General features: G+C 50.2%; 14 protein-coding genes. 4 read left to right on the top strand and 10 right to left on the bottom strand.

Features of this window, described 5'->3' with window-relative positions; translation table 11 throughout:
- Positions 1–366 precede the first annotated feature (366 nt).
- From MHH28_RS00650 to MHH28_RS00640, 3 genes are all read right to left on the bottom strand, one after another.
- A complete protein-coding gene (locus tag MHH28_RS00650; RefSeq protein ID WP_405110385.1) occupies positions 367–768 on the bottom strand; it encodes a DUF4279 domain-containing protein in 402 nt (133 codons plus the stop codon).
- 109 nt (positions 769–877) lie between these two features.
- Positions 878–1201 (bottom strand): hypothetical protein, encoded by a 324-nt coding sequence (locus MHH28_RS00645; protein ID WP_405110382.1) that lies wholly within the window; start codon positions 1199–1201, stop codon positions 878–880.
- 356 nt (positions 1202–1557) lie between these two features.
- Complete coding sequence (locus tag MHH28_RS00640; protein ID WP_405110379.1) at positions 1558–2145, bottom strand: TetR/AcrR family transcriptional regulator; 588 nt, start codon at positions 2143–2145, stop codon at positions 1558–1560.
- A 154-nt stretch (positions 2146–2299) separates the two neighbouring features.
- On the opposite strand from MHH28_RS00640, the gene MHH28_RS00635 reads away from it, so the two are divergent.
- Positions 2300–2989: an SDR family NAD(P)-dependent oxidoreductase gene (locus MHH28_RS00635; protein WP_405110376.1), complete on the top strand. Its 690-nt coding sequence runs from the start codon at positions 2300–2302 to the stop codon at positions 2987–2989.
- Positions 2990–3058: 69 nt separating this feature from the next.
- Here the strand turns inward: MHH28_RS00635 and MHH28_RS00630 are convergent, their stop codons facing one another.
- Both MHH28_RS00630 and MHH28_RS00625 read right to left on the bottom strand, forming a co-directional pair.
- The gene (locus MHH28_RS00630) at positions 3059–3712 is read right to left on the bottom strand and encodes a deoxynucleoside kinase (protein WP_405110373.1); all 654 of its coding nucleotides are present in this window, start codon (positions 3710–3712) and stop codon (positions 3059–3061) included.
- Complete coding sequence (locus MHH28_RS00625; protein WP_405110370.1) at positions 3709–4332, bottom strand: deoxynucleoside kinase; 624 nt, start codon at positions 4330–4332, stop codon at positions 3709–3711. The genes MHH28_RS00630 and MHH28_RS00625 overlap by 4 nt, the downstream gene beginning before the upstream one ends.
- A 163-nt stretch (positions 4333–4495) precedes the next feature.
- Here MHH28_RS00625 and MHH28_RS00620 point away from each other — a divergent pair, with 163 nt between their 5' ends.
- Entirely contained in the window at positions 4496–6019 is a 1524-nt protein-coding gene (locus tag MHH28_RS00620; RefSeq protein ID WP_405110368.1) for a stalk domain-containing protein, read from the top strand.
- Positions 6020–6047: 28 nt separating this feature from the next.
- A complete protein-coding gene (locus MHH28_RS00615; protein WP_405110365.1) occupies positions 6048–6803 on the top strand; it encodes a class I SAM-dependent methyltransferase in 756 nt (251 codons plus the stop codon).
- A 12-nt stretch (positions 6804–6815) separates the two neighbouring features.
- On the opposite strand, the gene MHH28_RS00610 is transcribed toward MHH28_RS00615, so the two are convergent.
- The 4 genes from MHH28_RS00610 to MHH28_RS00595 all read right to left on the bottom strand — a co-directional run bounded on the left by MHH28_RS00610 (position 6816) and on the right by MHH28_RS00595 (position 10865).
- Complete coding sequence (locus MHH28_RS00610; protein ID WP_405110362.1) at positions 6816–6962, bottom strand: hypothetical protein; 147 nt, start codon at positions 6960–6962, stop codon at positions 6816–6818.
- A 191-nt stretch (positions 6963–7153) separates the two neighbouring features.
- Positions 7154–8290, bottom strand: coding sequence for a carboxynorspermidine decarboxylase (nspC, locus tag MHH28_RS00605; RefSeq protein WP_405116768.1), 1137 nt, complete (start codon positions 8288–8290; stop codon positions 7154–7156).
- Positions 8291–8316: 26 nt separating this feature from the next.
- Positions 8317–9516: a saccharopine dehydrogenase family protein gene (locus MHH28_RS00600; protein WP_405110360.1), complete on the bottom strand. Its 1200-nt coding sequence runs from the start codon at positions 9514–9516 to the stop codon at positions 8317–8319.
- Positions 9517–10028: 512 nt separating this feature from the next.
- On the bottom strand, positions 10029–10865 hold the full coding sequence (locus MHH28_RS00595; protein ID WP_405110357.1) for a helix-turn-helix domain-containing protein: 837 nt from the start codon (positions 10863–10865) through the stop codon (positions 10029–10031).
- A gap of 156 nt (positions 10866–11021) precedes the next feature.
- On the opposite strand from MHH28_RS00595, the gene MHH28_RS00590 reads away from it, so the two are divergent.
- Positions 11022–12860 carry an acyltransferase gene (locus MHH28_RS00590; RefSeq protein WP_405110354.1) on the top strand — a complete coding sequence of 613 codons (1839 nt, stop codon included), beginning with the start codon at positions 11022–11024 and terminating at the stop codon, positions 12858–12860.
- 94 nt (positions 12861–12954) lie between these two features.
- On the opposite strand, the gene MHH28_RS00585 is transcribed toward MHH28_RS00590, so the two are convergent.
- Entirely contained in the window at positions 12955–13557 is a 603-nt protein-coding gene (locus tag MHH28_RS00585; protein ID WP_405110351.1) for a TetR/AcrR family transcriptional regulator, read from the bottom strand.
- Positions 13558–13571 lie beyond the last annotated feature (14 nt).

Here is a 13571-nt window from a genome sequence, read left to right as displayed (position 1 = left end):
GCTCATTAACAATTGGTGCTCCCCCTTATTCATTCAATGTCCTGTCCGCCGTGCAGCAAGCTTCGCTGTAGTCTGGATTCACTCCCTATGCTTCCGCATTCTCCTTTCGCCCTGCCCTCCCGTGGACAAAACATACGAGTCGTAAACTACCTATTTTTTCATATCTGCGTTTATTCTATCAGGCAGCTCTAAACAAACTCTTAACAAATCTCGACAAAAGCTGCGTCAAACGCTCCGAAATAGGGTTAATATACTCGGAAAATGAAAAAAGTCCTGGAATTCTCGAAAAATGTCTAAAAAATAAACCGCACTGAGCTGGCTCAGTTACGGTTAATTTGGTGTGTCTTTGTTATGGATTTCGACAGTTTACTCTACCATACCAAACGACAATATATGAAAATCCATACCGACTCCTAAAACTGCTAACTTTGTAAGCATTTCATTTGAAAGTGCAAAACCCATCTGACCATAATCTGATCTCATAAAACAATTGATGCTTACTTCGTCATACTCATCTATCATTTCATTAATCGTTTTAGCGTTTGGAGTTAATTGCTGAAGTAATTGCCTAAGTACATCTTCCGGTTCACTTTCCTCAGATAGTTCTAACTCTAATTTCCATAGGTCATAAAGAGCTATCGAACTCCCTCCTATTCTGACAGGTTGCCCTTTTTTAATAGTAGAAGTCGGTAACAAGTGTAACTTGGTACTGATCCCGTCAAAATCTAAGTTATCACCACGAACGATGAACGAGAAGCTTCCTTTCACATAGCTCACCACCTGTTATCTTGCAAATTCTCCAGACGAATACCAAAGGTTTGAAAAGCTTTCTTAAGATCCTCTTCCTCGTCTTTCCCGCATTGAAAAATGAAGTTTATCAGAGCAATTGCTCACAGCTTATCTGTTCAACCTGCAGACCTCTGAAGACGGGTAATATTCTGTCCAGATACCAGCTAAAATCAGTGATGTCGGTATCATCTTTTATTATCATTTTCTTTCTTGCTATCGATAGACTAAACATGAATTGCTTCTTATTAAAAATCAGCAACTCACAGCCAACCTCAGAATCTGTCCGCATTAACTCAATTCCGATAATCTCATTTCTTGTCCGCTTTTCCTTGAACAGTTCAAAAAGACCGTCTGTATTAACAGCAACGGAAGTCCAATTGTATTCACCATCATCGCCCAATGGCAACACCATAACCTCGCCTTTGTTGTTTATGTAATCCCAACCTTCGTCTGCGAATTTCTGAAACAGATCGGCTAGGGATAGAAGAGAACAAGCTCGCTCACACAAACGTATGCTTATTGAAGCTGATACTGAGATATGGTTCTCCTCCTTTTAACTGTTCAAGCTGAAGCTGATCGCTCTTTGACTATACAGCCCCCAGATCAATCCTGAGCTGCATTTTAACATCAGTTATTTTAATTTCCCTCGTATTTCGTCAATGGTGAGCTTTTTATCATACTTCTCTTGGGGTAAGGTCTATTTTCGCAACGCGCGCAATCTCCTGGAAATCCACGTACTTGTGCCATTATTCTCTACTAGTTGTTTTGCTATCTAGTATTCTTCAGCAAGTCAACCATGTTGTGATAATGAATTTCACTCAGATGCTCGATAAAGCCCTCCATCTTATAATTCTCTCGTTCAACAATCCATAGACAAATCGCACCTACCAATCCCGATATCATGTACTCGAGACCAATTTTCATCCTTTCATCGTGGCGATAATCGCCGATTCCGGCGAAGATGAACGTTTTAAAAGCATCTTTTAAATATATAGAGAAGTTTGGGTGAATGTTTTGAGTAAGCATGGTTTTAAAGAATACCATGTTGGCATCGATATTGTCGAAAATCGTTTTTATCATTGTACCGAACATATCCTTGTCCATCTCATGGATCGAGCTCACCTCCAGGCTCAAGCAAGCATTCAAATTCGCTACGCTCTCCTGAAATAACTTGTCCATGAATTCAGGTTTATCTACATAATGCAAATAAAATGTGTTTCGATTTATCATCGCTTCGTCGGCAATGTCTTGTACAGTAATTCGTTCGTAGCCTTTGGTTTGCACTAGTCTCAAGAAGGCTTCCTTAATCGCTTTTCGCGTTTTAAGAATACGCAGATCCACCTTATCCTTGCCCAATAATAAGCCACCCCTTCATAAATAATAGTCAAATATATATAAAATGATGTTTAAATATCATGTTGACTCATATCAACCATTGAACGTTTTAATTGTAGATTTTACAATTAAAATTGTCAATTACACTCACGTGTTCATAAAAGGAGAATCAGATATGAAAACACTAGCGATCATTGGTGCAGGTAAGGGATTAGGAATGTCTATTGCGAAGAGCTTTGGAAAAAATGACTTCCAAGTGGCATTAGTCGCAAGAAACGCCGCAAAGCTGCAAGAAATGGTGAATGACTTGAAAGCGGAGGGTATTAAGGCCTCTTATTTCATAGCGGATATTTTCAGTAAAGAACAAATTGAACAGGCGATCAGTAACATTAAAGCACAGTATGGCCAGATTGATGTGCTGGAATTCAGTCCTACAGCAGGCAACTATCCTCCCACCTCTGTATTGGAGTTAACCGTAGAGAATGTAAGGGACGCATTTGAGGCCAATGTGGTCAGTGCCATCCAAGTTGTCAATGCTGTTCTCCCTGATATGCTCGCTAAGAATGAGGGTTCCATACTATTTACCACAGGATTATCTGCCATGTACCCCGTCCCAATGATGGGGAATATCGGTATTGCTCTTTCAGGGCTGCGCAATTATGTAGCTAATCTTCATACTTCATTGGCTGCTCAAGGCATTTTTGTTGGTCACCGTTCTTTAGGCTTGTTGATTAAGGAGTCGGGTACTGGCGCAATCAATGATCCGGATGTGATTGCCGACATGTGGTATCAAGCCTATATGGACAAAACCGTATGGGAGGAAGAATATCCCAAGGGTGTAACCCCCGAAACCATTGTATTTTAACATTCTGTGATGGACGCAAAAAAGCAGCTCCAGGATTAATCCCTGGTGCTGCTTTTTCACTCTATCTCTTTATTTCCCCGCCGTACTCCGGTGAATTACCGCGCTGACCCGGGTCAGAATCTCCGCCATGGAAGCCGGGTCCTTCACATCATACTCGTCAATATTCAGCCGCAGCACCGGGCAGGCGCTGAATTCGTTGATCCACTGCGAATAGCGGCCGTGCATATGCTCCCAGTAGGAGACGTCGGTCTGGATCTCCATCTCGCGTCCGCGCTCATTGATGCGGGTCAGGATCGAAGGCAGGCTGCCTTCAATATAGATCAGCACATCGGGATGCGGGAAGTATGGCGTCATCACCATGGCCTCATAGAGGCTGGTATAAGTGGCGTAATCTGTCGGGGACATGGTGCCTTGATCGGCGTGCATTTTGGCGAAAATCCCGGTGTCCTCATAGATCGAACGGTCCTGCACGAATCCGCCGCCCAGCTCGAACATTTTCTTCTGCTCCTTAAAGCGTTCCGCGAGGAAATAGATCTGCAGGTGGAAGCTCCACCGCTCGAAGTCATGGTAGAACTTCTCCAGGTACGGGTTATGGTCCACCTGCTCCAGCGAAGTCTGGAAGTTCAGGCGCTGCGCGAGTGCTGCGGTCAGCGTCGACTTGCCGACGCCTACGGTACCGGCTACCGTGATAATTGCATTGTCCGGGATGTTGTAACTGTTCATTTCATAAGCTCCTTTACTTGTTCCGCAATGGCGGCGAAGTCTTCCGGGTTCTCCACGAAATCCACCTGGTTGCCGTTGATGGTGACAATGACAGTGGACGGTTCGCGCAGGGCCAGTGAAGCCATCGCCTCGTCATAATCCTCAATTAACTGCTGCAGATAGGCAGGCGCAATAATCTCTTCGAACGTACGGGCGCGCTTGGCAATCCTGGCCAGCAGCGTATCCAGATCAGCCCGGATATAGAGAATGATATTAGGCTTCGGGAAATCATCGGTCAGAATATGATAGATCTCCCGGTATTTGTCCCGTTTCGATCCCTTCAATGTCCGTTCCCCGAAGATCAGGTTCTTATAGATATGATAATCCGAAATGACCGGCTTCCCTTGATCTATGTACTGCGTCGTAGTATCTTCTAGCTGCTTGAACCGGTTGCAGAGAAAGAACATTTCCAGCTGGAAGCTCCAGTCGTCCATATTCTGATAGAACTTGTCCAGGAACGGATTCTCATCGACAATTTCTTTAATGACCGGAAGCTCAAGTTCGGTGGCGAGCATCGTGGCGAGGGTGGTTTTACCGGCTCCAATCGGGCCTTCCACGGCTATAAAGGGTGCATGTTTCATTAACGCTAATTTCCTCCTCAAGTACGGACAATTCCAAAAAAACAGACTAAATTATTGTACCACAGGAGCGCCATCAGCAACGGTTAATTTTCAAAGAAACTTTTCGCGCCCAAGCAGCGTCTATAGTGAAGGTGCAATTATAGGGAAAGTAGAGGATCACAAGATGAAAAAAAGAAATGTACTGATGAGCATCACCATAAGTCTGACTGCAATCCTGAGCGTATGGACACCGGATACCAGCTCTGCAGCAAGTGCTGCGGCCTCCGGCATCTCTGCCTATGGACCCGATTATCTGATCAAAGACGATGGCTCTCTCTGGGTCTGGGGGAACACGAAGTCTGTTCCTACCCAGGTGCAGGGATTACGCGATGTGAAAGCTGCTTTCCCGCTGTGGAACGGCGGACTGGCGGTAACCAAAGATGGTAGCGTATCGAAATGGGAGACTGACGCTAAAGGCAGCGACATCCTGTCTCCCGAAGACATCAAGAATGTAACCGGAGTCCAAGGGATGTACCCCCGTTATTTGGCCGTCACCGGAGAGGGTAATGTCTATTCTTCAGTGGTCTCAGAGGATGGAAAAACGGCACCGCCCTTTTCCCAGGTACAGGGTCTGGATCATGTTGCAGCGATCTCTCAATACTATGAGAGTAACAAGCTTAACAACAAGTATAACAGTTGGGAGCGTTACCTGTTCCTGAAGACAGACGGGACGGTGTGGACGAGCATGGATGAATTGGCTACTGTTAAACCAGTCGCCAATCTGAAGGATGTTGTTCAGCTCGAGCAGAATTATGCACTCCGCAAGGATGGCAGCGTCTGGACCTGGCCCGTCCAGGATAGTTATGAACCTAAGACCCAGAGTGACCCTGCCCAGGTGAAGGCTGTTCCTTTTGCCGGTCTGAAAGATATTAAGTCTATTTACAACAACGGGCGCACCCGGCTAGCCATTGATGGACAATCCCGTCTATGGTTCTGGGGCTCCACCGTTACCGGATATTCGGATGGCACTACTTATCAGGATCAGCCCATTCCCGTGCTCTTCTCAGGGATTAGCAAAGTGACCGACGCCTACATTGTTGAACATTCTATTGTAGCACTGACCTCAGACAGCAAGGTCTATGCCGCTTCGATTGCTGCAGACCGCATGTCGCCGGACGCCAAGTTCACATTGCTCCTGTCAGATGTCCAGTCAATGGAGGGTGCCAGAAGACACATTATCATGCAGAAGAAGGACGGCACCCTCTGGGGCTGGGGCGTGAACAAGAATGCCGAACTCGGGTACGGCACCTATGAGTTCAGCTATAAGCAGCCGGTTCCAATGCAGAAACCGATCTCTGTCACCTTGAACGGAGAATCCGTACCCTTCACCAATGGTGTCATTACGCGGGGTGAGCAGAACTTCATTCCGCTGCGTTCGCTGTTCAGCAAGATGGGTGCAACGGTCGGATATTCCGCGGACAAGGTAGCCACCATTACCGGCACCGCTGCTGACGCACCCCAGCTCACCATCGTCATCAATACCGTAACCGGAGCCACAACCGTAAATGGTAAAAGTGTAACTCTGGCCAATAAGCCTTTTGTAGTTAACGGCTCCGCCTACCTGCCGCTGCGCTTCATCAGCGAACAGCTTGGGGCCAAGGTCGACTGGCTGCCGCAGGAGGGCCGGATTGCGATTAGTATGAAATAGAAATTCACTTACTGGGGAGAGTGACGAGATGAAGAATGAAGAAAGGTTCTCAGACCGGGTCGATTCCTATACGAAGTACCGTCCGAGTTACCCGCATGAAGCAATTGATTATCTGTACAACATTGTTGGTCTTCGTTCGGACAGCAAGATCGCAGACATCGGTTCAGGTACCGGGATCTTCTCTAAGCTGCTTCTGGACCGGGGCAGCTATGTGACAGCGGTCGAGCCGAATCAGGCTATGCGGGAAGCCGCTGAGCAAAGGTTAGCAAGCCATCCGAACTTCCAGACTGCATCCGGCTCTGCTGAATCTACCGGATTGCCCGATCAGTCCGTTGATTTCATTGTCTGCGCACAAGCATTTCACTGGTTCGATCAAGCCGCAGCGCGAGCCGAGTTCCGCAGAATTCTACAGCCGGGCGGGAGAGTCGTCCTGGTCTGGAACTCCCGTCTGACCAGCGGCACCTCCTTTCGTGAAGAGTACGATCAATTGCTTCGCACGTACGGAACCGACTACGAGACAGTTAATCATAAGAACATTTCACCGTCGATACTCCGCACTTTTTTCAACAAAGAAAGTATGCATGACACACGCTTCCGAATGAGCCAGTCATTCGATTTCGAGGGTTTAAAAGGCCGCTTGCTGTCCTCTTCCTACAGCCCTAACCCCGGACATCCAAATTACGACCCGATGATGGCAGAGCTGCGGGAGCTGTTTGACCGGAATCATCAGGACGGCAGGATTGAATTTGAGTATGAAACGGAGATATTTTGGGGAGAAGTATAGCTCGGACTTGTATTAGTTGAAAAGTTTAGACGCGAAATTGACCGCTGCATCGCCCATTGTTGCACGTTTTGCAGGATCGGCGTGCCGTTTGACCGCTGTATCACCAATTGTTGCATGTTTTGCAGGATTTGCAGCGGGCTGGCGGATTTGAGCTGCCAATTGATGCATTTTGTGCAGGATTTCCCGCGGTTTGTCGGGTCAGACCAGCCTATTGTTGCATTTTTTGCAGGATTTCAGGCAGGTGGACGGATCGGGGGCAGTAATGTTGCATTTTTTGCAGGATTTGCCCAGTTGCCCTGTTGGCACAAAAACGCCCCCTCAGCCAAAGCTGAAGGGGCGCTTCTATATCCTTAAGACAACCGTCCGCTAAAATCACTATATTCGAACTCGCGGATCACCTTGAGGCCTTCTGCTTCATTATAAGAAGCGATAGCCGGCAGGTTCACGCCGTTGAACATGTGGTTCTTCACCATGGAATAGTGCGCCATGTCGGTGAAGATCAGCTGGTCGCCGTATTTCAGCGGCTCCGGGAAGGAATAATCGCCGATGACATCCCCTGCCAGGCAGGTCATGCCGCCGAGCCGGTAGGTATGGGCGAATTCGCCCGGTTCTCCGGCACCGATGATGCCTGGGCGGTAAGGCATCGCCAGCACATCCGGCATGTGGCATTCCGCCGAAGTATCGAGAATCGCGATGTCCATGCCGTTATGCATCGTGTCCAGAACCGTAGCTACCAGATAGCCGGTATTGAGCGCAATCGCCTCGCCCGGCTCCAGATAGATCTCCACGTTGTAAGTCTGCTTCATATGCAGAATGCACTTGATCAGGGTGTCCAGATCATAGTCGGGACGGGTAATATGATGCCCGCCGCCGAAATTCAGCCACTTCATACCGTGCAGATACTGCCCGAACTTCTCTTCGACCACCTTGAGCGTACGCTCCAGCGTGTCCGAGTTCTGTTCGCACATCGTATGGAAATGCAGGCCGTCAATCCCATCCAGCTCCTCCGGCCGGAAGTTCGGCAGAGTTACGCCCATGCGGGAGTAATTGTAGCAAGGATCATAGAGCGGCACTTCAATCTCGGAATACTCCGGATTGACGCGGATGCCGCAGCTGATCTGCTTCGGTGCGTTCTGCACCCGGCCCTTGAACCGGTTCCACTGGTCGAACGAGTTGAACACCATATGATCGCTGTAGCGCAGCAGCTCATCGAACTCGCGGTCCACATAAGCCGGTGCATAGACATGGACCTCTTTGCCCATCTCCTCGAAGCCCAGGCGGGCCTCGAACAGGGAGCTGGACGTAACGCCGTGCAGGTATTTACCTACCAGCGGGTACATGGCGTGCATGGAGAAGCCTTTTTGCGCAAGCAGAATCTTGGCTCCGCTCTTCTCCTGCACATAATTCAGGGTCTCCAGATTCTTCGTCAGCAGACGCTCGTCCACGAGATAGGCAGGAGACGGCAGATTGCTGATATCAATATCGATGTCCTTGTTCTTCATGGCCATGCGCCTTAATCCAGCAGCGTCGGCGAGAAATCTTCTTGCCAAGGCAGACCGTGTTTGTTAAGGGCATCCATGAATGGATCGGGATCGAATTCTTCGATGTTGTGTACGCCCGGCTTGTTCCAGATGCCTTTGATAATCATCATTGCTCCGATCATTGCAGGAACGCCGGTAGTGTAGGAAATGGCCTGTGAGCCAACCTCTCTATAGCACTCTTCGTGATCGCAGACATTGTAGACATAATAAGTCTTAGGCTGGCCGTCTTTGGTTCCTTGAATGATGCAGCCGATATTTGTTTTACCTTTGGTTCTTGGTCCCAGCGAAGCCGGGTCAGGCAGAATAGCCTTCAGGAACTGCAACGGAATAATCTCTTTGCCTTCATAATTGATCGGCTCAATAGAAGTCATGCCGACATTCTCAAGCACCTTCAGGTGGGTCAGATAGTTCTGCGAGAAGGTCATCCAGAAGCGGATTTTTTTCACGCCAGGGATATTAACAGCCAGGGATTCCAGCTCTTCATGGTACAAAAGATAGATGTCCTTCGGACCGATCTCCGGGAGATCGTATACTTTCTTCTCGGACAGCGGCGCTGTCTCAATCCACTCGCCATTCTCGAAGTAACGCCCGTTCGCTGTGATCTCGCGGATATTAATCTCAGGATTGAAGTTGGTCGCAAACGGATAACCGTGGTCGCCCGCGTTCGCATCCACAATATCAATCGTATGGATCTCGTCAAAATAATGCTTCTGTGCATAAGCGGTAAATACACCGGTTACGCCAGGGTCAAAGCCGCTGCCGAGCAGAGCCGTAATTCCGGCCTTCTCGAAACGTTCCTTATAAGCCCACTGCCAGGAATATTCAAACTTCGCAGTATCCTGCGGTTCGTAGTTGGCTGTATCTACATAGTGCACTCCGGTAGCCAGGCAGGCATCCATGATCGTCAGATCCTGGTAAGGAAGAGCCACATTAATCACGACATCCGGCTGGAAGCTCTTGATCAGCTCAATGACTTCTTCCGTGTTGTCAGCATCCAGCTTGGCCGTAGAAATCTTAGTCGGGCCCCCGTCCAGCTTCTCCTTGAGCGCATCGCACTTTGACACCGTACGGCTGGCAATGCAGATCTCTTCGAATACATCCGGGTTCTGGCAGCATTTATGAACAACAACGCTCGCTACACCGCCAGCGCCAATAATTAACGCTTTTCCCAAATTAATAACCCCCTAATTATGCTTAAGTTATTAGTTATTAGCCTTGCTGCTCTGGAACAGGCTACATCCTATGAAAAATCAACAACGCTGATTATACAGAAACTTTCTGAATAAATCAATAAAATCCGACAAAAATTGAGTTCTTCCGTGTAAAATCCGCAGTTTTCTGCATTAATACTCTGTAATTCACTTCATTACACTGAAATCCTTCGTTTTGCTGCGATTTTGACATTCATATAATCTAACATCGCTTGCAACCTTGTCCACTTCTTAGTCCATAAGGCCAACCGGATAATTATATCACAGTGGCGGAGTTCTTCAACATTTATATTTCAAATTTAAGCGGAACATCCGGCTAAAGGTCAACATGCGGCACATTATAGTTATTTACCCGTTTTTCACTCCCGCTAACTTCCTGCGTTCAGATACCTGAGGTCTCTCCCATTCCATCCGGTTAGTATGTGTAACCCTGTCTTTCCCATACCCGTCCGGCTTCCCGGATCACAACATTCTTAGCATTGCCCGTCACTCCGGGTCCGCACCGTTGACGGCGGCTGTCCGCTGAGCTGCTTGAAGGCTTTGCTGAAATGAAATTCGTCACTGTAGCCGCAGGCATCCGCAATCTCCTTCAGCGTTAATCTGGTGTACTTCAGCAGCTTCTTCGCATGCGCATAGCGGATCTCACTTAAATACCCTTTGGGACTCTTGTGCAGGTACTGTTGAAAAAGACTGCGGACATACGAGGCTGACAACCCGTAACGCAGCGCCAGATCCTGGATCTGCAGGGGTTCACTGTAGCGCCGTTCAAGCTCATTCTTCATCTGTACAAACAGTTCATAGCCTTGTCCACGGTCAGGATGGTCAATGGCCCGGACCTGGAGCAGTTCATGCAAAAGCTGATAGAGCAGCGCCTGAGTCTGTAGCTGGCTTCCGGGACTCCCGGGAACCCAGCCGTAAGCAATCCGGCGGAAGAGTTGACCCAGCTGTCTGCCCGGCTCCCTACGGGGCTTCAGATGGAACGGCAAGGGCAGCGCATGAAGCGGCGCCACCCTCCCCTGATTGTCCGCAGACGGCGACAACGTGTACAGCGAGAGCAGAATCATTGTGATCCGCAGAGGCTCGCCGCCTCCGCTGCTCATCTTCATGGACAGTCCCGGCCGCAGATAGAACAGCATGTCCGGCGACACCGGATGCTCCTCTGTATCTGTCCGGAATACTCCCTCCCCCTCCTGAATCCAGTACAAGCTGTGTACATGTATATTCTGGCGGATATCCGTCCAGTGCGGGAAAGTGGTCTTGTCATGAATCCAGTGGATATCCATTACCAGATTCTGCGGAATCTCTTCCATGAATAGCTCCTCCGTTTCTCAGCTTGCCTGTTCATTCGGGAAGGGATATGAAGCGTTTTTGACATGCCAATTCTGTTCATTATACCATGCCACTCCCCTGTATTCATTGCTACACTTAGGACATACAGGACTGGAAACATGAAGGAGAGATGCAAGATGCCTGAATCACTGTCCACCTCTGCTCAAGCGCTGGATTACATGCCCTGGATCGGCCTGTCCGAACAGGAGCAGCTTAAGCAGGCTCTGCACCAGCAGCAGCTGGCTGCGGATTATCCCTGCAGCTTCGGGGAAGCCTGCTTCGTCTCGCCGCAAGCCATCGTATTGCCGGATAAGCTTACGCTCGGCGACCGGACTTACATTGCCGGAGGTGCCATTATCCGCAGTACGCGGCTCGTCACGGGCAGCGACTGCTCCATGAACAGCTATTGCGTGCTGTCAGGCGATATTACCATGGGGGACGGCGTGCGGATCGCTTCCCACGCAAGTCTATACGGCTTCAATCACGGCTACGCCGTGACGGATATCCCGGTCTTCCGCCAGCCGTTGACCGTCAAGGGCATTGTCATAGGAGATGATGTCTGGATCGGGGCGGGTGCCGTTATTCTTGATGGGGTGCGGATCGGTTCACACAGTATTATTGCGGCGGGTGCCATAGTGACCCGCGATGTTCCGGCGTACAGTATTGTCGGCGGCAACCCGGCCAAGCTGATCCGCAGCCGTCTGGCCGGGGATACAGTGACAGAAGACCCTAAGGAGGATGCAGCAATGGAGATGAAGGAGCAAGCTGGGGGAGACGCGGAGCATGTAGCGGATGCGCAGAGGCCATCGTCTGCTGAACATGAGACAGATACCGCTAAGCTTGAAGGAGCGGGAACAGGCAGCGGGGTACTGCCGCTTGGCGGAGCGGAGCCTGCTCCTAAGAGCCTGTATGAGCAGCTCGCGAATTTCGGCAAGCAGGTGCAGGAGCAGCTAACTCCCCTGCTGGAGTTCTATTCCGAATCCATAGAGGGAGAGAAGCTGTTCCGGGACCGGCCGGGATATAAGCGGACAGTCCGGGCTTACTGCGATGCCGTAGAGATCGCTGCGATGTTCGGCAGCTTGCCGCCCGGCTGGACTAGCGAAGAGCTGATCACTGTATTACAAGGATTCCAGGATAGCGGGACAGGGTTATTGCCCGACCCGTGGTCGCCGCCCGGACCGGATGACCAGCCCGCGTTATTATCCGATCATCTCTCGCGTTATCACCTTCTCGCTGTAGGCTACGCGCTTGAAGTGTTAGGCTCAGCGCTGCCCTATCCCGTTGCTGTTGCCGAGAATATGGATACCGCCACATTGTATCAAGAGCTGAACCAGCTTCCTTGGGAGAAGAATGCCTGGGGCGGCGGGGATTGGATCGATTGCTACGCCACCGGCCTGTACCACAACCTGAAGACCTTCGGCTCGCGCAAGCGGCCGGATGATCTTTTCGGCTGGCTGGCGACTCACTGCCGCACAGACTCCGGCCTATGGGGCCAGCCTACGGCGGAGGAAGGCTGGCTGCAGCCGGTGAACGGCTTCTACCGGCTGACCCGCGCAACTTATGCCCAGTTCGGCCTCCCGCTGCCGTACCCTGAGCGCAGCATCGATACCGTACTGGCCCACAGCCGGGACCGCCGGTTCTTCCGCACAGAAGTACTCAATGCATGTAATGTGCTGGATGTGGTCCATCCGCTCTGGCTCTGCCTGAAGCAGACCGGTTATAGGCAGGCAGAGATCCGCGCCTGGGCGGAGAACATGCTCAGCGAAGTGCTGAGATACTGGGTGCCGGATCGTGGCTTCGCCTTCCAGCTATCGCAGCAGCAGGACACCGGTCTGCAAGGCACCGAGATGTGGCTGAGTATCATCTATCTGCTGGGCGATCTGTGCGGTGTAAGTGTATCGCTCGGTTATACTCCGATGGGTGTACACCGCCCGGACCCGGCCTTCTCGTTATCCGCGCAGCACACCCCTAACTAATCCTTATTCACCAACAGAAAAGGTACTGTCCTTTTAAATAAAAAGGATACAGTACCTTTTCTGCCCTCTGCCTTTTATCCCAATTCATACCGGGTCAGACAAGCACCAGCGGCAGAAAAATATCATCAATAATCCCGGTGATCGTCTCCTCGGAGATCGGTTCATGGGTAGTAAGCAGCTCGTAGCGCAGCAGATCCGCAGGAAGTGAAATCACCCGGTCAGCAATTTTGTCAAGACTCACTTCTCCCCGTCTCTCCGCATTCTCCAGAATCGTCTTCATCACCGGATGCAGCTTGCTGCCGGCCTCAGGATGCATGAGCTGCGGCAGCTTCGCAATGAGATCATTGCCGAGATGCTCCACCATCAGCCCGTGAATGGTTTCCGCACCGATGCTCTGAAAAGGCTTAAAGACCCCCTGAAAGAACTGCAGCAGATCTGTACGCAGATCGCCTGAGTCCGGGATCGTCACCTCGGGTTTAGGCATATGCTGCTTAATTGCAGCTATCACAATCTGCGCTTTATTCGGCCAACGGCGGTAGATTGCGGTTTTATTGGTTTTGGCGCGGATCGCGATTCCCTCCATGGTCAGGCGGGCATACCCGGCTTCACCCAGCTCTTCCCAGGCAGCCAGCAGAATGGCCTGTTCCAACACCTCTCCCCGGCGGCGTCCGCCAGCGGGCTGATTGTCATGCTTCATTTCGTCCATTTCGA

This window comes from Paenibacillus sp. FSL K6-1217, assembly GCF_045040735.1.
Taxonomy (GTDB): domain Bacteria; phylum Bacillota; class Bacilli; order Paenibacillales; family Paenibacillaceae; genus Paenibacillus_AQ.
The sequence above is the reverse complement of the archived record's forward strand: the minus strand, read 5'-3'. Positions and strand labels throughout refer to the sequence as shown.

Coding starts and splice junctions, on each gene's coding strand:
- MHH28_RS00645 (WP_405110382.1), bottom strand. CDS start 1,201: ATGGTGTTGCCATTGGGCGATGATGGTGAATACAATTGGACTTCCGTT.
- MHH28_RS00595 (WP_405110357.1), bottom strand. CDS start 10,865: ATGGAAGAGATTCCGCAGAATCTGGTAATGGATATCCACTGGATTCAT.
- MHH28_RS00635 (WP_405110376.1), top strand. CDS start 2,300: ATGAAAACACTAGCGATCATTGGTGCAGGTAAGGGATTAGGAATGTCT.
- MHH28_RS00620 (WP_405110368.1), top strand. CDS start 4,496: ATGAAAAAAAGAAATGTACTGATGAGCATCACCATAAGTCTGACTGCA.
- MHH28_RS00630 (WP_405110373.1), bottom strand. CDS start 3,712: ATGAACAGTTACAACATCCCGGACAATGCAATTATCACGGTAGCCGGT.
- MHH28_RS00590 (WP_405110354.1), top strand. CDS start 11,022: ATGCCTGAATCACTGTCCACCTCTGCTCAAGCGCTGGATTACATGCCC.
- MHH28_RS00615 (WP_405110365.1), top strand. CDS start 6,048: ATGAAGAATGAAGAAAGGTTCTCAGACCGGGTCGATTCCTATACGAAG.
- MHH28_RS00625 (WP_405110370.1), bottom strand. CDS start 4,332: ATGAAACATGCACCCTTTATAGCCGTGGAAGGCCCGATTGGAGCCGGT.
- MHH28_RS00585 (WP_405110351.1), bottom strand. CDS start 13,557: ATGAAGCATGACAATCAGCCCGCTGGCGGACGCCGCCGGGGAGAGGTG.